The organism is Bradyrhizobium altum (genome assembly GCF_020889705.1).
In the GTDB taxonomy this organism is placed as follows: Bacteria; Pseudomonadota; Alphaproteobacteria; order Rhizobiales; family Xanthobacteraceae; genus Bradyrhizobium; species Bradyrhizobium altum.
The window spans coordinates 134135-157916 of record NZ_JACMYP010000002.1; the positions used below are offsets into that span (position 1 = coordinate 134135).

The 23782-nt window shown below is 64.9% G+C and carries 23 protein-coding genes; 12 read left to right on the forward strand and 11 right to left on the reverse strand.

From position 1 onward, the window contains the following. Positions 1 to 105: 105 nt before the first annotated feature. The 4 genes from H8B02_RS01730 to H8B02_RS01745 form a co-directional block, all read right to left on the reverse strand. The gene (locus H8B02_RS01730; protein ID WP_229164448.1) at positions 106 to 1218 is read right to left on the reverse strand and encodes an SMP-30/gluconolactonase/LRE family protein; all 1113 of its coding nucleotides are present in this window, start codon (positions 1216 to 1218) and stop codon (positions 106 to 108) included. Positions 1219 to 1396: 178 nt separating this feature from the next. Beyond that, complete coding sequence (locus H8B02_RS01735; RefSeq protein ID WP_229164450.1) at positions 1397 to 2311, reverse strand: SDR family oxidoreductase; 915 nt, start codon at positions 2309 to 2311, stop codon at positions 1397 to 1399. Positions 2312 to 2485: 174 nt separating this feature from the next. Continuing rightward, a complete protein-coding gene (locus tag H8B02_RS01740; protein WP_229164452.1) occupies positions 2486 to 3625 on the reverse strand; it encodes a thiolase C-terminal domain-containing protein in 1140 nt (379 codons plus the stop codon). Between the two features lie 4 nt (positions 3626 to 3629). Beyond that, the gene (locus H8B02_RS01745; RefSeq protein ID WP_024579400.1) at positions 3630 to 4043 is read right to left on the reverse strand and encodes a Zn-ribbon domain-containing OB-fold protein; all 414 of its coding nucleotides are present in this window, start codon (positions 4041 to 4043) and stop codon (positions 3630 to 3632) included. 244 nt (positions 4044 to 4287) lie between these two features. On the opposite strand from H8B02_RS01745, the gene H8B02_RS01750 reads away from it, so the two are divergent. From H8B02_RS01750 to H8B02_RS01795, 10 genes are all read left to right on the forward strand, one after another. Next, a complete protein-coding gene (locus H8B02_RS01750; protein WP_092125077.1) occupies positions 4288 to 5535 on the forward strand; it encodes an amino acid ABC transporter substrate-binding protein in 1248 nt (415 codons plus the stop codon). A gap of 45 nt (positions 5536 to 5580) precedes the next feature. Further along, positions 5581 to 6504, forward strand: a complete 924-nt coding sequence (locus tag H8B02_RS01755; RefSeq protein WP_092125078.1) for a branched-chain amino acid ABC transporter permease — start codon at positions 5581 to 5583, stop codon at positions 6502 to 6504. Beyond that, complete coding sequence (locus tag H8B02_RS01760) at positions 6497 to 7417, forward strand: branched-chain amino acid ABC transporter permease (protein ID WP_229164454.1); 921 nt, start codon at positions 6497 to 6499, stop codon at positions 7415 to 7417. The genes H8B02_RS01755 and H8B02_RS01760 overlap by 8 nt, the downstream gene beginning before the upstream one ends. After that, positions 7407 to 8138 (forward strand): ABC transporter ATP-binding protein, encoded by a 732-nt coding sequence (locus H8B02_RS01765; RefSeq protein ID WP_038379455.1) that lies wholly within the window; start codon positions 7407 to 7409, stop codon positions 8136 to 8138. The genes H8B02_RS01760 and H8B02_RS01765 overlap by 11 nt, the downstream gene beginning before the upstream one ends. Further along, positions 8128 to 8847 carry an ABC transporter ATP-binding protein gene (locus H8B02_RS01770; protein WP_229164456.1) on the forward strand — a complete coding sequence of 240 codons (720 nt, stop codon included), beginning with the start codon at positions 8128 to 8130 and terminating at the stop codon, positions 8845 to 8847. Before H8B02_RS01765 ends, H8B02_RS01770 begins: the two co-directional genes overlap by 11 nt. A 110-nt stretch (positions 8848 to 8957) precedes the next feature. After that, a complete protein-coding gene (locus H8B02_RS01775) occupies positions 8958 to 10307 on the forward strand; it encodes an amidase (RefSeq protein WP_229164458.1) in 1350 nt (449 codons plus the stop codon). Further along, on the forward strand, positions 10300 to 10986 hold the full coding sequence (locus tag H8B02_RS01780) for a DUF2848 domain-containing protein (RefSeq protein WP_229164460.1): 687 nt from the start codon (positions 10300 to 10302) through the stop codon (positions 10984 to 10986). Before H8B02_RS01775 ends, H8B02_RS01780 begins: the two co-directional genes overlap by 8 nt. A 251-nt stretch (positions 10987 to 11237) precedes the next feature. Beyond that, entirely contained in the window at positions 11238 to 11981 is a 744-nt protein-coding gene (locus tag H8B02_RS01785; protein ID WP_229164462.1) for a 2OG-Fe(II) oxygenase, read from the forward strand. Positions 11982 to 11993: 12 nt separating this feature from the next. Beyond that, complete coding sequence (alkB, locus tag H8B02_RS01790) at positions 11994 to 12647, forward strand: DNA oxidative demethylase AlkB (RefSeq protein ID WP_229164463.1); 654 nt, start codon at positions 11994 to 11996, stop codon at positions 12645 to 12647. 203 nt (positions 12648 to 12850) lie between these two features. Continuing rightward, positions 12851 to 14065, forward strand: a complete 1215-nt coding sequence (locus tag H8B02_RS01795; RefSeq protein ID WP_229164465.1) for an MFS transporter — start codon at positions 12851 to 12853, stop codon at positions 14063 to 14065. Here H8B02_RS01795 and H8B02_RS01800 read toward each other — a convergent pair. The 6 genes from H8B02_RS01800 to hpaH form a co-directional block, all read right to left on the reverse strand. After that, entirely contained in the window at positions 14062 to 15690 is a 1629-nt protein-coding gene (locus H8B02_RS01800) for a thiamine pyrophosphate-dependent enzyme (RefSeq protein WP_229164467.1), read from the reverse strand. The genes H8B02_RS01795 and H8B02_RS01800 overlap by 4 nt on opposite strands. Positions 15691 to 15714: 24 nt before the next feature. After that, on the reverse strand, positions 15715 to 16587 hold the full coding sequence (locus H8B02_RS01805) for a fumarylacetoacetate hydrolase family protein (RefSeq protein WP_229164469.1): 873 nt from the start codon (positions 16585 to 16587) through the stop codon (positions 15715 to 15717). A gap of 173 nt (positions 16588 to 16760) precedes the next feature. Further along, positions 16761 to 17744: a 3,4-dihydroxyphenylacetate 2,3-dioxygenase gene (gene hpaD / locus H8B02_RS01810; RefSeq protein WP_229164471.1), complete on the reverse strand. Its 984-nt coding sequence runs from the start codon at positions 17742 to 17744 to the stop codon at positions 16761 to 16763. A 129-nt stretch (positions 17745 to 17873) separates the two neighbouring features. Beyond that, positions 17874 to 19418, reverse strand: coding sequence for a 5-carboxymethyl-2-hydroxymuconate semialdehyde dehydrogenase (gene hpaE / locus H8B02_RS01815; protein WP_229164473.1), 1545 nt, complete (start codon positions 19416 to 19418; stop codon positions 17874 to 17876). Further along, complete coding sequence (locus H8B02_RS01820) at positions 19411 to 19809, reverse strand: 5-carboxymethyl-2-hydroxymuconate Delta-isomerase (RefSeq protein ID WP_229164475.1); 399 nt, start codon at positions 19807 to 19809, stop codon at positions 19411 to 19413. The genes hpaE and H8B02_RS01820 overlap by 8 nt, the downstream gene beginning before the upstream one ends. A gap of 21 nt (positions 19810 to 19830) precedes the next feature. Then, positions 19831 to 20640 carry a 2-oxo-hept-4-ene-1,7-dioate hydratase gene (gene hpaH, locus H8B02_RS01825; protein WP_229164476.1) on the reverse strand — a complete coding sequence of 270 codons (810 nt, stop codon included), beginning with the start codon at positions 20638 to 20640 and terminating at the stop codon, positions 19831 to 19833. A gap of 111 nt (positions 20641 to 20751) precedes the next feature. Here hpaH and hpaR point away from each other — a divergent pair, with 111 nt between their 5' ends. After that, positions 20752 to 21285: a homoprotocatechuate degradation operon regulator HpaR gene (gene hpaR, locus H8B02_RS01830; RefSeq protein ID WP_229164477.1), complete on the forward strand. Its 534-nt coding sequence runs from the start codon at positions 20752 to 20754 to the stop codon at positions 21283 to 21285. A gap of 24 nt (positions 21286 to 21309) precedes the next feature. Here the strand turns inward: hpaR and H8B02_RS01835 are convergent, their stop codons facing one another. Next, positions 21310 to 22305, reverse strand: coding sequence for a GntR family transcriptional regulator (locus H8B02_RS01835; RefSeq protein ID WP_229164478.1), 996 nt, complete (start codon positions 22303 to 22305; stop codon positions 21310 to 21312). A gap of 289 nt (positions 22306 to 22594) precedes the next feature. On the opposite strand from H8B02_RS01835, the gene H8B02_RS01840 reads away from it, so the two are divergent. Then, positions 22595 to 23740 (forward strand): ABC transporter substrate-binding protein, encoded by a 1146-nt coding sequence (locus H8B02_RS01840; RefSeq protein ID WP_092125095.1) that lies wholly within the window; start codon positions 22595 to 22597, stop codon positions 23738 to 23740. Positions 23741 to 23782 lie beyond the last annotated feature (42 nt).

A 23782-nucleotide genomic window follows, 5' to 3' on the forward strand; every position in this document is an offset into this window, starting at 1 on the left:
CCATAACCACGACTGGACGTGTCGTGAACGATGTGGGCCCCAGCCTTTTCCTGTAATCAACAGCGGTGGTAATGGGTCCCGGCCTGCGCCGGGACGACGGCTAGCTCAGCAGTTGTGCGCGCCTCTTGTCTCCACATAGACCGCGTAGAGCGACTGGCTTGCGGTCATGAACAGGCGGTTGCGCTTCTTGCCGCCGAAGGTGAGGTTGGCGCAGGTCTCCGGCAGCAGGATCTGGCCGATGCGCGCACCGTCCGGCGCGAACACCTGCACGCCGTCATAGCCCGGTCCGACCCAGCCGGCACCGACCCAGATGTTGCCATCGATGTCGACACGCATGCCGTCCGGGAAGCCAGACTTTCCGTCCAGCGTCATGTCGATCAGCGTGCGCGGGTTGGACAACTTGTCGCCGTTGAGGTCGTACTGCCAGACGATGTTCTTCGCGTTCGGATAATGCGTGATGCCGGTGTCGCAGACATAGACCTTCTTGTAGTCGTGGCTGAAGGCGATGCCGTTCGGCTTGAACGGTTCGTCGGCAACCTTGGTGATCTGCCCGGTCACAGCATCGATGCGGTAGACGGCCTCTTTCTGGTAGGGCTGGTTCGAGCCGGTGTTGGCACGCTGGCCCTCGTAGATCGAGATCGCGCCGTAGCCGGGATCGGTGAACCAGATCGACTTGTCGTTGGGATGCACGACCATGTCGTTCGGCCCGTTGAGCTGCTTGCCATTGGCTTGCTCGGCCAACGACGTGACGGTTCCATCGTGCTCGTAGCGCACCAGCCGCGTGCGCTCGGCCGTGATCTGGCGGCCCTCGAAATCGAAGGTCGAGCCGTTGGCCTCGTTCGACGGCTTGTGGAACTGCTCGGAGATGTGGCCGTCATCGTCGAGATAGCGCAACTGCCGGTTGGCCGGGATGTCGCTCCACACCAGATACTGGCCCTGCGCGTTCCAAGCCGGGCCTTCAGCCCAGAGGCAGCCGGTGTAGAGCCGCTTGATCGCGGTGTTGCCGACCTTGGCCTTGAAGCGCTTGTCGTCGATCACGACGATGTCGGGATCGGGATAACGCTGCGGCTCCGCGTTGCGGCCGAAGTCGCGCGCTGTAGCATCGGATGCAGCCATCGCAGTTGCAGCAAGCGCGGTTGCGCCGCGCAAGATGGTTCGACGGTCGAACGCCTTCGCGCCGTCGCTCTCGTGTTGCTTCGTGTTGTTTGGATTTGTCACGAAAGTCCTCCCAGGCTTTTTGTTATCGGGAGGACGATCATGCGCCCGCAATTCGGGCACAATGCGGGCGCGCTATGAAGAAACAACCAAAGAGTGTGCCGCCTCGGCCTCGTGCGCGATTGCGCACGGCGTTCGCCGAGGCGACTTTTTCATAAAACTGTCAGATCGGATCCCAAATTCAGATCGGATCCCAGGTGAAGACGTCGGCCGAGCGGTCGAGCTTGGCGAACGATCCCTTCAGCGCCGGCATGCCGTGCTCAGCAATGGTCTCGGGCGTCCAGCCCTCGCCGCGATGAACCGAGCGCACCGGGCGATGCTGGCCGAACAGGAAGATCTCGTTCATGCGCACGCCGAAGATCTGCCCGGTGACGTCCTTGGCGGCGTCCGAGAGCAGATAGGCGCAGACCGGCGCGATCTTCTCCGGGCCCATCTGCTTGATCTTCTCGACGCGCGCCTTCTCGGCGTCGGTCTCGGTCGGGATGGTGCCGATCATGCGGGTCCAGGCGAACGGCGACACGCAGTTCGAGCGCACGTTGAAGCGGCCCATGTCGAGCGCGATCGACTTCGACAGGCCGACGATGCCGAGCTTGGCGGCGGCGTAGTTGGCCTGGCCGTAATTGCCGATCAGGCCGGAGGTCGAGGTGAAGTGCACGAACGAGCCCGACGCCTGCTCGCGGTAGATGCGCGCCGCGGCGTGGCTGACATAGAACGAGCCCATCAGATGCACCTTGATGACGGCCTCGAAAGCTTCCACGCTCATTTTGTGGAAGATCATGTCGCGCAGGATGCCGGCATTGTTGACGACGCCGTCGAGCCGGCCGAAATGATCGGTCGCGGTCTTCACGATCTTGCTGGCGGGAATGGCCTCCGCCACCGACTCGAAATTGGCGACGGCGGTACCGCCGCGCTTCTTGATCTCCTCGACCACCTCCTCGGCGGGCGCCGCGCTCGAGCCGCCACCGTCGGCGGCGCCGCCGGGATCGTTGACCACGACCTTGGCACCTTCCGCCGCGCAAAGCAGCGCGATCTCGCGGCCGATGCCGCGGCCCGCGCCGGTGACGATGATGACTTTATCCTGCAGTGATTTTGCCATGTGGGTTCTCCTTGTGTCCGATTCTCGGAATGAGCGATTTTCTTTTCGTCATTCCGGGGCGGAGCGAAACGACGAGCCCGGAATCCATAACAACGATCGGGAGTATGGATTCCGGGCCTGCGCCTCAGGTCGGCTATTGCCGACCGAAGGCGCATCCCGGAATGACGGAGGTTGCTACTTTTCGTTCGTAAAGATGATCGTGCCTGACGCAGCGAACATGCCGCCGACGCCGTGGCAGACCGAGATCTTCGCATTCGGCACCTGCGCCGGCGCGATGCCGCGCATCTGCCGCACGCTCTCCTGCAGTGCGTACATGCCGTACATGCCGGAGTGCATGTAGCTCAGCCCGCCGCCATTGGTGTTGAGCGGCAGCTTGCCGCCGGGGCGGGTGTTGCCGTCGGCGATGAACTTGCCGGTTTCCTCATGCGGCATGAAGCCGAGGTCGCCGAGGCCGTAGAGCGGCAAATGCGCGAAGGCGTCGTAGATCATCAGGTGATCGACGTCCTTGTGGGCGATGCCGGCTTCCTTGAAGGCCAAGGGGCCCGCCACCTTGAAGGCGCGCGATGAGTCAAACGTCTTCATCTGGCTGACCATCGGTGTTTCGACGCTCTCGCCGGTGCCGAGAATGTAGACCGGCTTCTGCGGGAAATCCCTGGCGCGATCGGCGGAGGTGAGGATCAGCGCGCCGCCGCCGTCGGTGACGAGACAGCATTGCAGCAGCCGGAACGGATAGGCGATCATCCGCGAGTTCAGCACGTCGGCGACCGTGATCGGATCCTTCATGGTCGCGCGCGGGTTCTTCGCCGCCCATTCGCGCTGCACGACGGCGACCATCGCGAGCTGCTCATGCGTGATGCCGTGCGTCTTCATGAAGCGCAGCACCGGAATCGGGAACATGCTCGGCGGCCCGTAGACGCCGAACGGCGACTCGAACTGGCCGTTGAGGCTGTCGGGTGCGGTGAAGCGCGGCTGCTTGCCGATCATCGACTTGCCGCTCTCGGCATGGGTGATCAGCACGGTCTTGCAGAGGCCGGCCTCGATCGCCGCAGCCGCGTGACGGACATGCAGCATGAAGGAGCAGCCGCCGACCGAGGTGCCGTCGACCCAGGTCGGCGTGATACCGAGATAATGGGCCATCTGCTGCGGAGTCTCGACCGCGGTGGCAAAGCCGTCGATGTCGGACAGTTTTAAGCCGGCGTCCGCGATCGCATTCAGCGCCGCATCCGCGTGCAGCTGGATCTGCGACATGTTCGGGATGACCCCGAGTTCGGTGGTTTCGGCCGCACCGACGACGGCAACCTGGTTCCTGCGCATCACATTACCCCTTTGCCGGGCGGAACAAAGGAAGGGTGATCTTGTCGTCGAGTGCCTCGAAGGCGACCTCGAGCGGCATGTCGAGCTCGAGCGCTTCCGGCGTCTGCGGACAATCGATGATGTTGCTCATCATGCGCGGACCTTCGTCGAGCTCGACGATGGCGATCGCATAAGGCGGCGTGAAGCCGGGCGCGGCGGGACGATGATTGATGACGTAGCTGTAGAGCTTGCCCTTGCCGGTGGCCTTGAAGACCGAGACCTTGCGCGAGGCGCAGGAGGGGCAGAACGGCCGCGGCGGAAAGTAGACATTGGCGCAGGCGTCACAGCGCTGCAGGCGCAGTTCGCCGGCCTTGGTGCCGTCCCAGAAATGCTGGGTCTCAGGTGTCGGTTTTGGTTTCGCGCGCGCGGGCTCGGCCATGTCTGATGTCTCCTCCCGAAATCGTTGCAGTCTTGATGCGCCATTGGACCAACGGCCGTCAACGGTTCATCCACGCCCCGCGCAGCGGCCTGTGTCCCGCGCATGCCGCATATTCCGCCCCTCGCACAATTGCTAAGGCCGCGATGCTTGTGTCGCTCCGGTCCGGCGCGTAGAAGGGCCGCGGTCCAAGATGTGTCGAAGACCGGTCCACAAGACGTCCAAGATACCCGGGAGGAATAATATCATGCTGAGGATCATCGGCGCGGCACTCGCTGCCAGCCTCGCATTTGCCACGCAGGCGATGGCCGCCGACGCACCGTCGGAGATCAAGATCGGCACGCTCTACGCGTCCTCGGGGCGCTACGCCTCGATCTCGATGCCGGTCTACAGCTCGCTCAAATTGTGGGTCGAGCAGAAGAACGCCGAGGGTGGCGTCTTCGTGAAGGCGTTCGACAAGAAGATCCCGATCAAGCTCGTCTCCTATGACGACCAGAGCAACACCGCGACCGCCTCGACGCTTTATAATCAGCTCGTCACCCAGGATAAGGTCGACCTCCTGGTCGCCGATTCCGGATCGGTGCTGACGGCGCCCGCGGTCGCGATCGCGCGCGACCACAAGATGTTCCTGTTCGACCAGACCGGCACCGGCGCGAGCTTCTTCTCCAAGGACAATCCCTACATCGCGCTGATGGCCGATCCCGTGTCGACGGTCTGGCCGAAGCCGGTGGCGGATTTCATCAGCCATGACGGCCCTGGCCTTGGCATCAAGAAGATCGCCATCCTCTACGCGACCAACGAGTTCACGGGCACCCAGGCCAACGCGTTCCGCAAGTTCGTCAAGGAGTCCGGCGCGCCGATCGAGATCGTCTACGACCAGGGCGTTCCGACCGAGACCACCAATTACAACGTCATCATCAACAACATCAGCAACACCAATCCCGACGCGGTGATCCATTTCGGCTACGCGCCGAACGACATCGCCTTTCTGCGCAACGTCCAGGACGTCGGCACCAAGTTCAAGATGCTGTTCGCGATCTATGCCGGCCTCGAGACCGAGTTGCTCGAGAAGAACGTCGGCGCCAAGGGCCTCGAGCACGTCTGGACCTATGTGCCGCCGTCCGAGCTGGACTATCCCGTCAATTTCGGGATGACCATGAAGGACTTCCGCGCCGCGTGGCTGAAGAAGTACAACGACGGCAAGATGGAGTTCGGCTTCAACGCGGTGGCGGGCTACACCACGGCGCTGGTGATCGAGAAGACGCTGTCGGTTGCGACCAGCCTCGACCAGATGGAGCTGCGCCGCGCGGTGTTCTCGCTCAGCGGCCAGCTCAAGACCCTGGACGGCACCTTCGCGCTGGATGAGACCGGCGGCCAGATCGGCGAATTGACGCCGCTCGGCCAGCTCACAGTCGACGAGCACGATCACATCAAGTTCGTCTCGATCTATCCGCACGAGACCGCCACCGGCAAGCCGATCTATCCGGCGCCGTGATGCAGGTGAGTGCGGCAGGCGTAACCTTCGGCGGCGAGCGGTAGCATGACCTATGCGCTCGTTGCCGGCGTGCTGTTCGGGCTGTATTTCAGCCTGGTCGGCATCGGTCTCAATCTCGTGTTCGGCGTCATGCGCATCGTCAATCTTGCGCATGGCGACATCCTGATGCTCGGCGCCTTCATCGCGCTCGGAGTGGTCGGCATTGCCGGCATCGACCCGCTGTTCGCGGTGCCGCTGGCCTTCATGGTCTTCGTGCTGGCGGGCGTGCTGCTGTACTGGGTGCTGGTGCCGCGGCTGCAGGGCTCGGCCAACCCGGAAATGCTGTCGATCATCCTGTTCTTCGGCCTGTCGCAGGTAATCGAAGCCGTCACCACGATCTTCGCCGGCACCAGCGAGCGCTCGATCCAGAGCCGGCTGCTCGGCACCGTGTTTACCACGATCAAGGTCAAGTGGTTCGGCGGCAAGGCCGGCGGGGCAGGGCCGATCCAGATCTTCGGCCAGGGCTTTCCCGCGCCGTGGGTGATCGCAGCCTGCACCAGCCTTGTCGCGATCGCGCTGGTCTACCTCTATCTCTACCACACGCGGCTCGGCACCCTGACCCGTGCGGTGATGTCACGCCGCGACGAGGCGCTGGCGACCGGCATCGATGTCGATCGCGTCTCGGCGGCGGCGTTCGGCATCGGGCTCGGCATCGCGGCCGTCGCCGGCGTGTTCGCGCCCTTCATGTTCGGCTCGGTGACGCCGGCGTTCGGCGCCGATGCGACGGTGACGTCCTTTGCCATCGTCGTGCTCGGCTCGCTTGGCAACCCGCTGGGCACCGCGCTCGGCGGCGTCGTCTACGGCCTCTGCTATATGCTGGTGCAGACCTATCTCAGTTCCTGGGCCGACTTGCTGCCCTATGTGTTGTTGATCGTGATCCTGTTGTTGCGCCCGAGCGGTCTGCTCGGAAGGCGGGTGCGCGTTGCCTAACGCCTCGAAACACCTGCTGTTCATCCTTGCGCCGCTGGTGGTGGTGTTCGCACTGCTGCCCGGCGTCTATCAGAACCATCTGCTGCTGTTCAACTTCGTGATCTTCCTGATCCTCGCGCAAGGCGTGAACATCATCTATGGCTTCACCGGCTATCTGCCGTTCGGCTATGTCGGCTTCTTCGGTGCCGGCGCCTACGGCTTTGCCATCATGGTGATGCATCTGCAGACGCCGGCGCCGCTGGCCGTACTGGTCGGCGGCGTCGTCGCGGTCGCGCTCGGCCTGTTGCTGACGCCGCTGCTGCGGCTGTCGGGCGCGTATTTTGCGATCGCCAACCTCGCGGCCTCGCTCGCCGTGCTGCACTTCGTCGCCAACCCCGCGCTGGAGGGGATCACCAAGGGCCCGTACGGCGTGTCGCTGACCGGCACGTTCAACCCGACCCATGCCTATTATGCAGCCGTCGTCGTCATGGCGCTGACGGTCGGCGCGGTGATCTATCTCAAGAACTCGCCATTCGGCCTGGCGCTGCAGGCCGTGCGCGAGGATGCGGTGTCGGCCTCGATGGCCGGCGTCAACATCATCAAGATGCGGGTGATTGCCTGGCTCGCCTCGGCGCTGGTCGCCGGTCTCGCCGGCGGCATCTACGCCTGGTACGTCTCGGTGTTCTATCCCGACAACGTGTTCTCCGGCGAGTTCAGCATCTTCGCGATCGTGTTCGCGCTGTTCGGCGGGGTTGCCACCATCACCGGACCGATCGTCGGCGTGCTGATCCTCTACGGCATCTACAATCTGATCGGCTTCACCACGCCGCAATATTTCCAGCTGATTTATGGCCTCCTGATCATGGGATTGGTCTTGTTCCTGCCCGCAGGCCTGGTGTCGCTGGCAACGCGCAGGGGGTGGCATGTCCCCTGAGCAAAACTCCATCCTCAAGGTCTCGAAGCTGGTCAAGCGTTTCGGCGGCTTCCACGCGCTCGATGGCTTGAGCTTTCATGTAGTGCCCGGCGAGATCCTTGGCCTGGTCGGTCCGAACGGCTCCGGCAAGACCACGGCGATCAACGTGATCTCGGGCCTTTACGCGCCTGACGGCGGTGAGGTCGTGTTCGACGGCGCATCCTCCGGCGGCGTCGCCTCGCACAAGCTCGTTCACCGCGGCATCAACCGCACCTTCCAGGTGCCAAAGCCGTTCCTGTCGCTCACGGTGCGCGAGAACATCCAGGTGGCGCTGGCCTATGGCGGCGCGACCGGTACGCCACCGTCGATCGCCGAGTTGCTCGAGGATTTCAGGCTGAAGGAGGTCGCCGACCGCCCCGCAGCCGATCTCAACAGTGCGCAGCAGAAGATGCTCGATCTCACCCGCGCGCTCGCCACGCGGCCGCGGCTGCTGCTGCTCGACGAGCTCGCCGCCGGTCTCAACCCGGCGGAGCTCGACTGGATCGCCGGCCGCATCAAGGCGCTGGCCGCGACTGGCATGGCGATCATCGTGGTCGAGCATCTGATGGGCTTCATCGAGCAGATCACCGACCGCGTCATCGTGCTCAATGCGGGCAAGGAGATCTTCGAAGGTACGCTCGCGACCGCGGTGCGCGAGCCACAGGTGATCGAGGTGTTCCTGGGAGGCGAGCATGCCCACTGATGCAGCGTCGCTTCTGGACGCCAGCGGCGTCGATGCCGGGTACGGCACCATGCAGGTGTTGTGGGGCGTCGATCTCGACGTCCGCCCCGGCGAGACCGTGCTGCTGCTCGGCGCCAATGGCGCGGGCAAGACCACCTTCCTGAAGTCGCTGGTCGGCCTGATCGAAGCCCGCAGCGGCCACATCAAGCTCGGCGGCGAGGACATCACCAGGATGCGATCGTCCGACCGCATGAAGCGCGGCATGACCTACATGTCGGAGCTCGCGGTGTTTCCCGATCTGTCGATCGAGGAGAACATCCGGGTCGGCGCGCAGGCGCTCGGCCATGCCAATCCGGGCGCGCGGGTCGACGAACTGTACGGCCTGTTTCCGGTGCTGCGCGACAAGCGCCGCGATCCGGCCTCCAGCCTGTCCGGCGGCCAACGCAAGATGCTGGGCATCGCCAAGGCGCTGTCGGCCGAGCCGAAGCTGCTGGTCATGGACGAGCCTTCGGCCGGGCTGTCGCCGCTGTTCGTCAAGGAGGTGCTTCGCGCCTTGTCGAGCCTGCAGGGCCGCGGCTTGGCGCTCTTGATCGCCGAGCAAAATATCGGTTTCCTTGAGATTGCCACCCGCGTATTCGTGCTGGAAGGCGGGCGGATCCGCTTCTCCGGCTCGGTTGCCGAGATGAGCGGCAATGAAGAACTGCACCGGGCCTATTTCGGGCTGAAGTGATGCCGGCGCACCGGTCTGGAAATCGGCGCCGGTTCGCGCGACAATCAACCGCAAGACCTTTTGAATTGCCAGCCAGCAAGCCGTGAAGTGCAAGCCGTAAAGTGAAAGCCATGCCCAAAAATCCGACACTCGCCTCCCTTGCCGCCGACCTCGCCAGCGGCGCGACCTCCGCCCGCAAGCTCGTCGAGCAATGCATCGCCAGGATCGCCGATCCGGCGGGCGAGGGGCAGCGCACCTTCATCCGTGTCGACCGCGACGCCGCGCTGGAGGCCGCCGACGCCATGGACCGGCTGCGCAAGGCCAATGCGGCGCCGTCACCCTTTGCCGGCATCCCGGTCTCGATCAAAGACCTGTTCGACATCAAGGGGCAGGTGACGCGCGCAGGCTCCCGGGCGCTGGATGATTCCGCGCCGGCGGATGCCGATGCGCCCGCCGTGGCGCGGCTCAAGCGCGCCGGCTTCATCGTGATCGGCCGCACCAACATGACCGAGTTCGCCTATTCCGGCATCGGCATCAATCCGCATTACGGCACGCCGAAGAGCGCCTGGAACCGGAGCGTCGGCCATGTGCCCGGCGGCTCGTCCTCGGGCGCTGCGGTCTCGATCGCCGACGGCATGGCGTTCGGCGCGCTCGGCACCGACACCGGCGGCTCCTGCCGGATTCCGGCCGCCTTCAACGGCATCGTGGGCTACAAGCCGACGCAGCGCCGGATTCCGCTCGATGGCGGCGTGCCGCTGTCGTTCACGCTCGACAGCTACGGCCCGCTGGCCAATTCAGTCGCCTGCTGTGCCGCGCTCGATGCGGTGCTGGCCGACGAGCCGGTGACGCCGGTCACTCCGCGGCCGGTGAAGGGCATGCGGCTCGCGGTACCGACCACGGTCGTGCTCGACGACCTCGACGATGCCGTCGCAAAGACCTTCGAGCGTGCGCTGGCGACGTTGTCGCGCGCCGGCGCCTTGATCGAGCGGATCGAGGTGCCCGAACTGCTCGATGTCGGCGTGATGAACACCAAGGGCGGGTTTTCCGCGGCCGAGAGCTATGCCTGGCACCGTTTCCTGCTGGCCAGCAAGGGCGACATCTACGATCCGCGTGTCGCGGTGCGGATCCAGCGCGGCGAGGGATTTCTTGCCGCCGACTATATCGACATCATCAACGCGCGGCGGTCGTTCATCGCCCGGACCGAGGCGCGGATCGCGCCCTATGACGCGATGGTGCTGCCGACCACGGCGAACCTGCCGCCGACTATCGCCAGCCTCGCCGACGACAAGGCGTTCGCCACGGAGAATTTGCGAGCGCTGCGCAATCCCTCGCTGATCAACGTGCTCGATGGCTGCGCCATCTCGCTGCCCGCGCATCGCGAGGGCGAAGCGCCGGTTGGCCTGATGCTCGCCGCCGCGGGCGGTTCGGATCGCCATATCTTCGAGCTTGCCGCCGGAATGGAGACTGTCATCCGTGTTTGATCTCACCTTCAATGTCGATGACAAGGGCGTCGCGACGCCGCTCACGCTCGAAATCAAGCAGGCCGTGATCGCCGGCTGGACCGGCCGCGATCCGGTGGCGCGCGACAAGCACATCGCCGAGCTCGAAGCGCTCGGCATCGCACGGCCCGCGACGACGCCGATCTATTACCGCTGCTCGGCGCGCCGGCTGACCTTTGCCGACACCATCGAGGTCTGCGGCGAGGATTCGAGCGGCGAGGTCGAGTTCGTGCTGATCGGCTGGCAGGGCCGCACCTTCGTCGGCTGCGGCTCCGATCATACCGACCGCAAGGTCGAGAGCTACAGCGTCACGGTGTCGAAGCAGATGTGCGACAAGCCTGTCGCGTCAGAGCTGTGGGAACTCGAGGACGTCATCGATCATTGGGACCAGCTCATCCTGCGGTCCTGGGCCACAATTGGCGGCCAGCGCGTGCTCTACCAGGAGGGCACGCTCGATCACATGCTGCCGGTGAAGGACCTGATCGCGCGCGGCTTCGACAAAGGTGCGCTGCCCGACGGCTGCGCCATGTTCGGCGGCACCTTCGCGGCCAAGGGCGGCATCCGCCCCGCCAGCCGCTTCGAGTTCGAGCTGGAAGACCCGGTGCTGAAGCGGAAGATCAGCCACGGCTACGACGTGGTGACGCTGCCGGTCAGGGGCTGATTTCCTTCCGCGCGTGATCCTGTCGAAAGCTAGTCGGCACTTCCTCCGCACGTCGTCCCTGCGAAAGCAGGGACCCATACGCCGCTGCTTTCGTAAGGGGCACGCGGCCGGACGGCCTTCTTACAACCGGCACCTGTGGTTATGGGTCCCTGCTTTCGCAGGGACGACACCGTGATTGTGGCACCGTTCTCGGCATATTTAGATCGGAAATCGGGTGGCGCCAGCTGCGCTCAAGGGCCAGATTCCGCCCCATGACAGCAACAGCCAGAACCATCACCCGCCCGACCACCAGCATTCCCGCCCGCGTTGACGCGCTCGACTGGGACCAGATCACGACCGACCTCGACGGACAGGGCTGCGCGGTCCTTGGCGGCCTGCTGAAGCCAGAGGAATGCGATGCCATCGCCGCGCTCTATCCCGATGACGGCCGGTTCCGCAGCCGGGTCGTGATGGGCCGCCATGGCTTCGGCCGCGGCGAGTACAAGTACTTCTCCTATCCGCTGCCGGACCTGATCGCGGAGCTGCGGCCGGCGCTGTATGCGCGGCTGACCGCCACCGCCAATCGCTGGAACGAGACGATGGGGATCGAGATCAGCTATGCGCCGTCGCACGCGGCGTTCCTGAAGCGCTGCCATGAGGCCGGGCAGACGCGGCCGACGCCGCTGCTGCTGCAATATGGCGAGGACGACTATAATTGCCTGCACCAGGATCTCTATGGCGAGCACGTATTCCCGATCCAGGTCGCGATCCTGCTGTCGCAGCCGGGGCGCGATTTCACCGGCGGCGAGTTCGTGCTGACCGAGCAGCGGCCGCGGATGCAGTCGCGGCCCGAGGTGGTGCCGCTGACCAAGGGCGATGCGGTGGCCTTTGCCGTGCATCATCGTCCGGTGCAGGGGACGCGCGGGCCGTATCGTGTCAATCTGCGCCACGGCGTCAGCCGGATCAGGTCCGGCCATCGCCACACCGTTGGTGTGATCTTCCACGACGCAAAGTGAGTGTGCAGAGGCGTGGCTGCTGATCTGTTCGAGACCATTGGCGATGCACGGCCGCCGCGCGAGACCATCGCGGACGGCGCGGTGCTGTTGCGCGGCTTTGTCCGGGCGTTCGAAGCCGAGCTGATCCCGGCCTTGCGCGTCATCGTCAAGCAGGCGCCGTTCCGGCATCTGATCACGCCGGGCGGCCACCGGATGTCGGTAGCGATGACCAATTGCGGCAGCGTCGGTTGGGTCTCCGACGCGAGCGGCTATCGCTATGATCCAATCGATCCTGACACCGGACAGCCCTGGCCGGCGATGCCGGAGGTGTTGCGCAGGCTCGCCGCCGATGCGGCTGACGCGGCCGGCTTCAACGGCTTCGCGCCGGAGGCCTGCCTGATCAACCGCTACGTCCCCGGTGCGAAACTGTCTCTGCATCAGGACAAGGACGAGCTTGATTACGGCGCGCCGATCGTCTCGATTTCGCTCGGGCTGCCCGCGATTTTCATGTTCGGCGGCCTGAAACGCAGCGATACGCCGCGCCGCTATCGGCTCGAACATGGCGACGTCGCGGTATGGGGTGGACCGTCACGGTTGTTTTATCACGGCGTGGCAGCGCTCGCCGAGGGCGAGCACAGCATGCTCGGCCGCCAGCGCATCAATTTGACTTTCCGCAAGGTGCGCTAGCTATTGTGCGGCGACGGCGGTTGCATTATTTCGGAATAATCAAAATATACTTCTGATTTGCCCGACGCGTCAAGCGCTATTCCGAGTGCCAGTGGCCGGCTGCTCCTTTGCATGGGGTTGTTTTCGATATTTTGGCAGCGCGTACCTTTGCTTGGTCGACCAAAGGCCTCCCGCAAATGGGAGAGCTGGTCTAAACTTCGCCCATGACCATCGAGGCCGACCGCGCCGTCAACCGCACCGGCGTCTATCTCGCGGTGCTGCAGCTCGTATTCACGCTGGGCTGGACGACCTATCTGATTTACCTGCCAAAGCTGTGCGCCGAGGTCGGCATAGCGCCCACAACCGTGATCCTGATCCTGATGCTGGATCAGGGCATCTTCACCATCACCGACACCGCGATGGGCATGGCCGCCGACAGGATCTCGCTTCTGATCGGACGCCTTGGCGTGTTTGTCGGCGTGCTCGCGGCGATCTCCTGTGCCGCCTTCGTCGCGCTGCCTTACGTGGCCGGCAGCGGGCCGGGCGCAAAGGCCTGGCTGATGGCGTTGATCGTGATCTGGGCGATCACGTCGTCGGCCTTGCGCGCGCCGCCGTTGACGTTGCTCGGAAAATATCGCGCGCAGCCGTCGGTTCCGTTCCTCGCCGCGCTGGCGATGCTGGGCTACGGCATCGCCGGTGCGGTCTCGCCCTATCTCGCCGTCGTGCTGCGCAACCAGGATGCGCGGCTGCCGTTCGTGCTGTCGGGCGCCGTGCTGCTGTTGACCGCGGTGGCGTTCTCAGGGATCGAGCGCCGCGTCGCGGAGGAAGCGCAGCCGGAGCGCCTGGCGCCACCGGCAAAGCGGCTCGGGGCGGTGCCGATGTTCCTGATCGCGTCGATGGTGCTGCTCTCGCTCGGCTATCAGCTGCACTTCAACATCAACAGCGTCCCGTTCTACTTGCACTTTGCCAAGCCGGACAGTCTGCAATGGCTGATGCCGGTGTTCTGGATCGGCTTCAACATCGCGATGTTTCCGGCAAGCATCGTCGTCAAGCATCGCGGCGGCCTGATCGTGATGGGCGCGGCGGGGCTGCTCGGCGCATTCGCCATCGTCGGCGCGGAGATCGCCGGAAGCCTCAATGCCCTGATCGTGGCGCAATTCATGGCGGGAGCCGCCTGGGGCTGCATGCTGATGAGCGCAGTGTCCGCTGCGCTTGCGATCGGAGAGACCGGCGCGGAAGGCAAGGTCACCGGGCTCGTGTTCTCCGCGCTGGCGCTCGCGACCTTTGCGCGGATGGCCGCGGTCGCGGGCGGCCTGCAGAAGATACCGGACTATGCGCCGCTGGTGCATTGGGCGCCGGTCGCCTGCTGGTCGGTCGCCGGCGCCGGCCTGCTCGTGATCGCCGCGTCGCGGCTGCAACGCGGCGTGAAAAATGCCTAATTGTTCCTCGCGGGATGGATGAACGCCCAGGGGCTGACTTCCGAATCCGTCGGCACTTCCACCGAGATCACATAGGGGCCGCCATCGGCCAGCGCCTTCTCCAGTACGGGTCGGAAATGATCCGGCGAGGTGACGCGCGCAGCGCCGACACCGAAGGACTCCGCGAGCTTGACGAAATCAGGATTGACCAGGTCGGAGGCAACGACACGGCCGTCGAAGCGCTCGCGCTGGTCGCGGCGGACATTGCCATAGGCGTTGTTGTTGAACACCAAGGTCACCACGCCGATCTTGAACTGCACGGCAGTGGCGAGCTCCTGCACGCCGAACATGAAACCGCCGTCGCCGGTGATCGCGACCACCGGTTTATTGGGGTTGGCGACCTTGGCGCCGAGCGCGGTCGGGAAGCCCGAGCCGAGCGTGCCCTGATAGCCCGACGTGACGAAAGTGCGCGGCTCGTAGATCGGAAAGCCGTACCAGGAGGCGAAGCCGACTTGCGACAGCTCGTCGGTGACGATGGCGTTCGCCGGCAGCACCTCGCGCAGGATCTTCAGATAGGCCATCTGCGGCTGGATGCGCTGGATCTCCTGGGCGGTGGCCGCGGTCGCCTCGCGGATCGCGGCGCGGCGGCCGGAGGTCTTGCTGTAGCCCGCCTTGCGCACGGCCGCGATGAGGTCGGCGGTGCCGGCCTTGGCGTCCGCGATCACGCCGGCGTCGGCCGGCCAGCGGCGCAGCTCGACCGGATCGATGTCGATGCGCACGCATTTCAGGCCGGCCGGCTGATAAGGCCAGCGCGACATGGTCGGCAGCTCCATGCGCGTGCCGATGCCGATCATCAGATCGGTCTTTGGCCATAGCTTGTAGGCCGCGGCCATGGTGAGCCCGAGTTCATGCGCGTTGGAGACGATGCCGCGGCCGCTGCGGAAAGCGACCACTGGCGCATCGATCATCTCGGCGAGCTCGAGGATCTCCTCGCGGGCCTCGATAGCGCCGCTGCCGACGAAAATCATCGGCGCCTTGCTGCCGGCGATCAGATCGGCGGCAGCCTTGACGCGGTCAGGATCGGGCTGCGGCGCAGGCAATGGATCGAACGGTTTGACCGGGGCAACCTGGGTGCGCTGGGTGAAGACGTCCCAGGGCATCTCCAGCGATGCGGGACCGCGCCGGCCCGACAGCATTTCCTGGAATGCACGCGACACCATCGCGGGTGCGTTGTCAGGATATTCGATCCGGTCGGCCCATTTCACGAAGGTGCGCAGCGTCGCAAGCTGGTCCGGCATCTCGTGCAGATGGCCGCGGCCCTTGCCGAGAAATTGCGTCGGTACCTGGCCGGTCAGGCACAGCACCGGCTCGTTGCAGCCGAATGCGGTCAGCAGCGCCGCCGAGGCGTTGAGCACGCCGGGACCGGGCACCACGCTGAACACGCCGGGCTTGCCAGAGGAGCGGGCATAGCCGAACGCCATGTAGCCGCAGGCCTGCTCGTGCCGGGCGCCGATCACCTTGAGCTGCGCCTGGTGGAAGGCATCGAACAGGCCATAGATCTGCGCGCCGGGCAGGCCGAACACGGTGTCGACGCCGTGGGCGACGAGGCCGTTGACGATCGCTTTGCCGCCGGATGTTGAGGTCATGGCACTGTCCACTTGCTTGTGAGGTTAGGTGGCTTCGTCGACGACGCCGTTGCGCAGGATGCCGACGCCTTCGGCCTCGACCTCGACGACATCGCCGGGCTTCAGATAGCGCGGCGGATCGAACCGCGCACCTGCGCCAGTCGGAGTGCCAGTGACGATGATGTCGCCGGGAACCAGCGTCGTGAAGGTCGAAATGTAGTTGATGAGGTAGCGGAAGCCGAAGATCAAGCGCGAGGTGCGGTCGTCCTGCCTGACTTCGCCGTTGACCCGTGTGGTCAGCTTGATATCGGCGATCTGCGCCTCGCTGGTGTAGGGCACGATCCACGGGCCGAGACTGCCGGTGGAATCGAAATTCTTGCCCTGGGTGACGTTGAACTTGGCGTGGCGCACCCAGTCGCGGATGGTGCCTTCATTGCAGAGCGTGATCGCGGCGATGTGATCGAGCGCGGCGCTCTCGGGGATATGCCGGCCGGCCTTGCCGATCACCAGCACCAGCTCGCCCTCATAGTCGAGCTGCGGCGAGACGCGCGGCCGCACCACCGGCGTGTTGTGACCAACAAAGGAGCGCGGCACCCGCAGGAACATGCTCGGATATTTCGGCGCGTCCGAGCCGTCCTTGTACTCGGCATTGCGGTCGGGATAGTTGACGCCGATGCAGATGATCTTGTCCGGCGCCGGGATCGGCGGCTGCCAGGTGACCGCGTCCAGCGCGACGTCGGGCGCGCGCTTGGCGGCGTCCTCGACAAGCCTGGTCAGTGCGCCGGCGGCAATCGCCTCGCGCAGCGTCGGATAGTCCTTGGCGAAGCGCGACGAGAGGTCGACGATGCCGGTGTCGGTGACGGCGCCATATTGCGAGGCGCCGTTGACGGAATAGGTGGCGAGGCAAGGGGCTGACATTAGCTATCCAATTCTTGATGTCGTCCCGGCGAAGGCCGGGACCCATACGCCGCGGCCATCGGAATGGGTACGCGGCTAGACATTCTTTCGGCAACCCTATCCGGTGGTTATGGGTCCCGGCTCCGTGCGCAATCGCGCACTCGGCCGGGACCACGTGTGAAGGGAGGCGTGCACTAGTCTGCAACCAGCACGTCGGCGACGAAGCGGGGCTCGCGCACCGCCTGGCCGGCGAAGGTCGAACCTTCCTCGAACCAGGAGCGCGGCGCCGGTGCGCCCCACAGCGTCTGGCGGCGCGGATCGCGCAGCGACCAGCGCAGCGGCTCGTGGTCGTGATCGCCGGTGAAATAGTCGCTGGTGTAAAGCTCGATGCGGTGGCCGTCGGGATCGCGAATGTAGAGGAAGAAGGCGTTGGAGATGCCGTGCCGGCCCGGCCCGCGCTCGATGTTCGCGAGGAAGCCTGAGGAGGCCATCACGTCGCAGAGATGCACGATGTTCATCGCGGTCGGCACCCAATAGGCGATGTGATGCAGGCGCGGGCCACGGCCGTTGGTGATGGCGAAGTCGTGGACATTGCCCTTGCGATGCATCCAGGCGGCTGCGATGCGGCCGTTGTCGCCGTCCTCCTCGGCATATTCGGTGAGGCGGAAACCGAGCCGGGCGTAGAAGTCGACGGTGTCCTGCACTTCGGCGGCGAACACGTTGAAATGGTCGAGCCGCTGCGGATGGCAGCCCTTGTAGAGATCGTAGCGCCGCAACAGATGCGGGCGCTTCTCCATCGTGGCGTAGAGCTCGATCTGGAAGCCGAACGGATCGGTGAATAGCAGCGTGCGGCCCTGGAACGGCTGGTCGACGAAGGCATAGGCGATGCCGTTCTCGGAGCAGAACGCCGCCGCCTTGTCGAGGTCGCCGTCATTGCCGACCTTGAAACCGAGGCGGTTGCAGGCAGCCTTCGCCGCCTTGCGCAGCACCACCGAGTGATGCTGGTGCTCCTCGCTGGCACGCAGATACACCGATTTGTCGTCGCGGTCCTCGATATGGAGGCCGACGGTCTTCTCGTAGAAGGTGGCGCTCTTCTCCAAATCCGTGACGTCGAGCACGGCGTGGCTGCAGCGGATGATGTTGAACGGTGGATCGAAAACGTGGGTCGGAGCGGGCATCGGTGTTTCCTCAATTTGGCTCGTCATTCCGGGATGCGCCTCTTGGCGCAGGCCCGGAATCCATACTCACGATCGTGGTTATGGATTCCGGGCTCGCCGCTACGCGTCGCCCCGGAATGACAGTGCTGGCTAGATTCCCAGTTTCTGAATCTTGTGCGTCCCGCGAGCGAGCGAGACGTGCTTGGTTTCCATGTAGAAGTCGAACGAGTAGTCGCCGCCGTCGCGGCCGATGCCGGAGGCTTTCATGCCGCCGAACGGGGTCGGCAGGTGGCGGACGTTTTCCGAGTTGAGCCAGATCATGCCGGCTTCGAGCGCATCCGCGACGCGCAGCGCGCGGCCCATGTCGCCGGTCCAGACATAGCCGGTCAGGCCGTATTGCACGCCATTGGCGATCTCGATGGCGTCAGCCTCGTCCTTGAACGGGATCACGGTCAGGAACGGTCCGAACACCTCTTCCTGCGCGACGCGCATGTTTGCGTTGGCGCCGGTGACCAGCGTCGGCTGCACATAGTGGCCGCCGCCGGGGCCGTCATGCGGCTTGCCGCCGACCGCGATCGTGGCGCCGTCCTTCTTGGCGACGTCGAAATAGCTGCAGACCTTGGCCAGATGCCGCTCATGGATCAGCGGGCCGATTTCGGTTGCGGGATCGAGCGGGTGACCGACCTTGAGCGCCCTGACGCGCGCAGTCAGCTTCTCGACGAACTTGTCGGCAACACTCGCTTGAACCAGCAGCCGGCTCGACGACGTGCAGCGCTCGCCATTGAGCGAGTAGATCATGAACACAACCGCATCGAGCGCGCGGTCGAGATCGGCATCGTCGAACACGATCACCGGATTCTTGCCGCCGAGCTCGAAATGCACCCGCTTCAGGGTCGGCGCACCCTGCGCCATGATTGCCGAGCCCGTCGTGCTCTCGCCGACGAAGCCGATCGCCTTGATCGCGGGGTGCTCGGTCAGCGCCTTGCCGGCGTCCTCGCCGAAGCCGTGCACGGTGTTGAACACGCCATCGGGCAGACCGGCGTGCCTGGCCAGCTTGACCAGCAGGTCGGCGGTCACCGGCGACCATTCCGCCGGCTTGTGCACCACCGTGCAGCCCGCGGCCAGCGCAGGCGCGATCTTCCAGGTCGACAGCATGAACGGCGTGTTCCACGGCGTGATCACGCCGACCGGACCGATCGGCACGCGGGTCGAGATGTTCCAGTGCTCGTCCGATGGCGTGTTGAAGCCGTCGCGGGCCTCCCCGCATTTGTCGGCGAAGAAGCGGAAATTCTCCGCCGCGCGGATCGCGGCCTTGGCCATGAAGCGGTGCGCCTGGCCGGTGTCGATGCATTCGAGCACGGCGATGTCGTCGGCGCGCTCCTCGATCGCATCGGCGACGCGATGCAGCACCTTGCGGCGCTGGGCTGCCGGCATGTCACGCCAGCCCTTGAAGGCCTTGGCCGCCGCGGTTGCCGCGCGGTCGATATCCTCGGCATTGCCGCGCGCCACGGTCGAAAGCACCGTGCCGTCGATCGGTGATTTCGTCTCGAAGGTCTGGCCGGAGGCCGCCGGCACGACCTTGCCGTCAATCACATGGCCGATGCCTTCTGCTTTCAACTTGGCGAGCAGCGGGCCCGCGCGATCGCGATTGGCCTGGAACACGTCGGCTGATGATTTCGCTGTCGCTTTATCCATTGACCGTCTCCACCTTCAGTGCGTCGTGGATGTTGTTGCGTTTCCAGCTGGTTTCCTTGTCGTTGATCTGCATGTCGAACGACAGAGCGAACTTGCTGTTGGCGAATACCGGATCGAGATGGGCCGACAGCGCCTTGAAGATGTGCTCGCCGGCCTTCTTGCGCGCGGCGAGGTCGCGGCCTTCGCCGAGCCGCAGCATCATGTCGAGGAAGCCGTAATTCTTGCGGCCGTCGGCGATCGCGTAGTGCTCGCATCTGATGGCGCGCACGCGGATGCCGCCGAGCGGGAAGATGCCGGTCTCGACCGCGGCCTTGCGGACCAGTTCGACCGTCGCGCCCATGTCGACGAGGTCGTCGAGATTGGCGGAGTATTCAATCGTGAAATGCGGCATGCAGCGCTCCTGCTGAGTGCGTCAGGCGAAGTAGCAGCTCACGGACCCGTAAGGTCCGTAGTCGGCCTGGATGGTGTCGCCCTTGCGGGTCTCGATCGGGCGGATGAAGGAGCCTGCCAGCACGATTTGTCCGGCCTCCAGCGCCAGCCCGTTCGGCGCGATCTTGTTGGCGAGCCATGCCACCGCGGTCGCCGGATGATTCAACACGCCGGCGGCCAGACCGGTTTCCTCGAGCTGGCCGTTTCGGAAGCAGAGCGCGCCGATCCAGCGCAGATCCGCTTCCAGCGGGCGGATCGGCCGGCCGCCGAGCACAATGCCGGCATTGGCGGCGTTGTCGGCGATGGTGTCGAAGATCTTGCGCGTCGCCTTGGTCTCGGGGTCGACGCGCTCGACCCTGGTATCCAGGATCTCCAGGGCCGGCACCACGAAGTCGGTGGCGTTGAGCACGTCGAACAGCGTGCAGTTCGGTCCCGCCAGGCGATGCTTCATCACGAAGGCGAGCTCGGCCTCGACGCGGGTTGCGATGAAGCGGTCGGTGGTCGGCACCAGGCCGCCATCGGCAAAGAACATGTCGTCGAGCAGGATGCCTGAATCCGGCTCGTCGATATTGAGCGCGCTCTGCATCGCCTTCGAGGTCAGGCCGATCTTGTGGCCCTTGACGACGCGCCCCTGCGCCACCTTCATCTCGACCCAGGCCTTCTGAATCGCGTAGGCGTCTTCGAGGGTAATGCGGGGGTACTCCAGCGAGAGCTGGCGGATTTGCTTGCGGGTCGTTTCCGCGTTGTCGAGCCGTTGGGCGGCAGCGCGGATATCGTCCTTGGAGAGGGCCATGCGTGATACACAAAAGTGGATGCCGGGGAGATGATTAACATGTTAAGTGAATTCCCGCAAACTGAATCAGGGCATGTTGCAACGCAAAATTTTGTTGCGGTGGATTAGGCGATGGCGCGCAAGAAATTGGATGAGACCCGGCAGGGGCAGGGCGACGACGCGTCGTCGCGACGGACCCCGATGCGCGAATTCTCGCGCTCGCTGCCGATGTCGCTGCTCCGTGCGCGCGAGGCAGTGATGCGGCAGTTCCGTCCGTCGCTGCGCAATCACGGGCTGACCGAGCAGCAGTGGCGGATTTTGCGTGCGCTCACCGCGGTCGACGAGATCGAGGTCACCGAGCTCGCCCGCGTGGCGTTCCTGCTCGGCCCGAGCCTGTCGCGTATCCTGCGCGATCTCGAGGCCCGCGCGTTGATCGAGCGCAAGGCGGCGGAGAACGACGGGCGGCGCGCGGTGGTCTCGATCTCCGCCAAGGGGTTGAAGCTGATCGAGGCGGTGGCGCCGACGTCGGAGGCGATCTACGCCGAGATCACACGACGATATGGCGCGCGCAAGCTTGCCGAGTTGCACGAAATGCTGGGCGCGCTGGAGGCAAGCCTCGCCGGAATGGGCTCGGCCGATGACGCCGAGGTCGAGACTGACGAGTAGCACGACGATGCGCGGCAATGCCGCTCAGGCCATGTAGGGCACGCGCGAGATCACGTTGATGGCCCGGAATTCGGCGATCCAGCCCGCGACCTTGGAGTGGGACCATTCGATATGGCGGCGCAAGGTCGCGGCGGCCGCGTCGCCGTCGCGGGCGCGCAAGGCTTCGATGATCACCAGATGCTCGTCCATGAAGGAATCGATCTGCGGCGCGGTCAGCGCGACCTGGATGTGCTTGCCGATCACGAAGGCGCAGTGGGTGCGCTTGAGCGCTTCGACCATCTCGCGATTGATGCCGTAACCCAGGCAGCGGATATGGAGGTCGCCCTCGATCTCATCGAGCTCGCCGACGCCGACGCGGCTGCGGAATTGGATGCCCTCGCGCAGCCGCTCCGCCATCCGGTCAAGCAGTGCGGTCGGAATCCTCGTTGCAGCGGATTTGAGGAGCAGCGGCTCGAGGGTTGCGCGCACCTCGAAGATGTCGCGCAGGCGATCCTCATCGAGCGGCACGACATACCAATGAGCCTTCGCGCCTTTCTCCAGGATTCCGATCGCCTGCGCACGTAGCAGCAAATTGCGCGCAACCGTGCGCCCGACTCGGAAGTGCCGCGCCAATGCGAGCTCGCTGACGCGGAAGCGTCCGAACAGCGACCGGTAGATGATCTCGCGTTCGAGCTTGTAATAGAGCGTATCCCAGGCGTCGCTGCGCACCGCCTCGACGGGGCCGTCGGTCAGCCCAAACATCTCCGGCGTGATCGGGACGCGCCGCGGGTCAACCTTGCGCCTGCCGGCGATGACGCCGCGGCCATCGAAGCGGCGCACCAGGCCGATGTGCTCGAGCTGTTCGAAGGCCTGCCGTACCGGCGAGCGGCTGGAGCCGAACAAGGTCGCGATCGCCGATTCGGAGAGAACCGTGCCGGGTGGCACGTCACCGGCCCGGATGTGCTTCGCCAATGCGCTCTTGATCAGCGCATAGGCCGGCTGTTTTCGTCTGGTCTGCGATTTCGCTCTTGGAATCGACATCGGATGACTGCCCGCCGGTCACACTATCACGTGAACCCGTCAAGGTCGCTGGTAGCAGGCATTTACGCACCGTTGCCAGCGAACTTTTGACTATTGCGTGCAATGTGCAATCATGTTTAGCTACCTCAAACGCCAGATCGATGGCCGCCGTTGCGCGTCATTTGCGCTGCAGCGGCGCTCACGTTTGTTCGCCGCGCCGATTGATGGCTGCGGATAGGGCAGCAGATCGACGCGTCAGCTCGTTTCAACGCAGCCGATATGCAAGTCGGCGCACCAAAGGGAGGATTGAATGAAACTGACGAGGCGTGAGTTTTCCGCCGGCTTGGCGGCAGGTCTCGCTGCTCCCGCGCTGATGCGCAGCGCTTGGGCGCAGGGAGCGACCATCAAGATCGGCATGTGCGTGCCGGTGACCGGACCGGCAGCGGAGCAGGGCCTGTGGGCCCAGAACGGCGCCAAGCTGGCACTGGCCGCGGTCAACAAGGCCGGCGGCGTGCTCGGCAAGCAGGTCGAGCTCGTCATCGAGGACGACCAGACCACCAATCCGGGCATCGTGCTGGCGTTCTCCAAGCTTGCCGCGCAATCCGACATCGTTGCCTTCCTCGGCTCGATCCGCTCGACCCAGGTGCAGGCGATGGCGCCCGATGTGATCAAGGTCGGCAAGCCGGTGATGATCGGCGGCACCAATCCCGATCTCACCCATTCCGGCAATCCGTGGCTGTTCCGCTTCCGCCCGAACGACAATTACTCCGGCCGCGTGATTGCCGATTTCGGCGTCACCACGCTCGGCAAGAAGAAATGGGCGATCGTCCATTCCACCGACGCCTTCGGCACGGCGGGCGGCAAGGCGCTCACCGAGGCGCTGACCAAGCTCGGCGCGCCGCCGGTGCTGGACCAGGGCTACGCCAACCAGAGCCAGGACTTCACCCCGGTCGTGCTGGCCGTGAAGCAGTCCGGCGCCGACGTGCTCGGCACCTACTTCACCTTCGAGAACGATCTCGGCATCTTTGCCCGGCAGTTGCGCCAGCTCGGCGTCAACATCCCCTGGGTCGGCTCGCCCTCGGTGGTGGCGGTCTCCTCGACCAAGCTCGCCGGTCCGGCGCTGTTTGGCACCTACGGCGTCGCCGACTTCGCCGAAGACTCGAGCGATACCGCGAAGGCGTTCGGCAAGTCCTATCGCGATGCCTACAAGACCGCGCCCGACAACCAGAGCGCCTGGCCGTACGACGCGATCACCATCCTGTCGGCGGCGATCAACAAGGCCGGCTCGACCGATCCGAACAAGATCCGCGACGCCATCCTGGCGACGCAGAAATTCGCCGGTGCCGAAGGTGAGTATAATTTCGACAAGAACGGCGACGGCCTGCACGGCTACAACGTCGTGAAGAACGACAAGGGCAAGATCGTCTACGACAAGCACATCGACTTCAACGATTGATCGCGGATCGGTCTCGCCGGCGAAACCGGCGGGCCGATCTTC

Excerpts from the sequence above, each read along its gene's own strand:
- H8B02_RS01735 (WP_229164450.1), bottom strand. The coding sequence starts at position 2,311 with ATGGCAAAATCACTGCAGGATAAAGTCATCATCGTCACCGGCGCGGGC.
- H8B02_RS01740 (WP_229164452.1), bottom strand. The coding sequence starts at position 3,625 with ATGCGCAGGAACCAGGTTGCCGTCGTCGGTGCGGCCGAAACCACCGAA.
- H8B02_RS01745 (WP_024579400.1), bottom strand. The coding sequence starts at position 4,043 with ATGGCCGAGCCCGCGCGCGCGAAACCAAAACCGACACCTGAGACCCAG.
- H8B02_RS01750 (WP_092125077.1), top strand. The coding sequence starts at position 4,288 with ATGCTGAGGATCATCGGCGCGGCACTCGCTGCCAGCCTCGCATTTGCC.
- H8B02_RS01755 (WP_092125078.1), top strand. The coding sequence starts at position 5,581 with ATGACCTATGCGCTCGTTGCCGGCGTGCTGTTCGGGCTGTATTTCAGC.
- H8B02_RS01765 (WP_038379455.1), top strand. The coding sequence starts at position 7,407 with ATGTCCCCTGAGCAAAACTCCATCCTCAAGGTCTCGAAGCTGGTCAAG.
- H8B02_RS01770 (WP_229164456.1), top strand. The coding sequence starts at position 8,128 with ATGCCCACTGATGCAGCGTCGCTTCTGGACGCCAGCGGCGTCGATGCC.
- H8B02_RS01775 (WP_229164458.1), top strand. The coding sequence starts at position 8,958 with ATGCCCAAAAATCCGACACTCGCCTCCCTTGCCGCCGACCTCGCCAGC.
- H8B02_RS01785 (WP_229164462.1), top strand. The coding sequence starts at position 11,238 with ATGACAGCAACAGCCAGAACCATCACCCGCCCGACCACCAGCATTCCC.
- H8B02_RS01795 (WP_229164465.1), top strand. The coding sequence starts at position 12,851 with ATGACCATCGAGGCCGACCGCGCCGTCAACCGCACCGGCGTCTATCTC.
- H8B02_RS01800 (WP_229164467.1), bottom strand. The coding sequence starts at position 15,690 with ATGACCTCAACATCCGGCGGCAAAGCGATCGTCAACGGCCTCGTCGCC.
- H8B02_RS01805 (WP_229164469.1), bottom strand. The coding sequence starts at position 16,587 with ATGTCAGCCCCTTGCCTCGCCACCTATTCCGTCAACGGCGCCTCGCAA.
- hpaD (WP_229164471.1), bottom strand. The coding sequence starts at position 17,744 with ATGCCCGCTCCGACCCACGTTTTCGATCCACCGTTCAACATCATCCGC.
- hpaE (WP_229164473.1), bottom strand. The coding sequence starts at position 19,418 with ATGGATAAAGCGACAGCGAAATCATCAGCCGACGTGTTCCAGGCCAAT.
- H8B02_RS01820 (WP_229164475.1), bottom strand. The coding sequence starts at position 19,809 with ATGCCGCATTTCACGATTGAATACTCCGCCAATCTCGACGACCTCGTC.
- hpaH (WP_229164476.1), bottom strand. The coding sequence starts at position 20,640 with ATGGCCCTCTCCAAGGACGATATCCGCGCTGCCGCCCAACGGCTCGAC.
- hpaR (WP_229164477.1), top strand. The coding sequence starts at position 20,752 with ATGGCGCGCAAGAAATTGGATGAGACCCGGCAGGGGCAGGGCGACGAC.
- H8B02_RS01835 (WP_229164478.1), bottom strand. The coding sequence starts at position 22,305 with ATGTCGATTCCAAGAGCGAAATCGCAGACCAGACGAAAACAGCCGGCC.
- H8B02_RS01840 (WP_092125095.1), top strand. The coding sequence starts at position 22,595 with ATGAAACTGACGAGGCGTGAGTTTTCCGCCGGCTTGGCGGCAGGTCTC.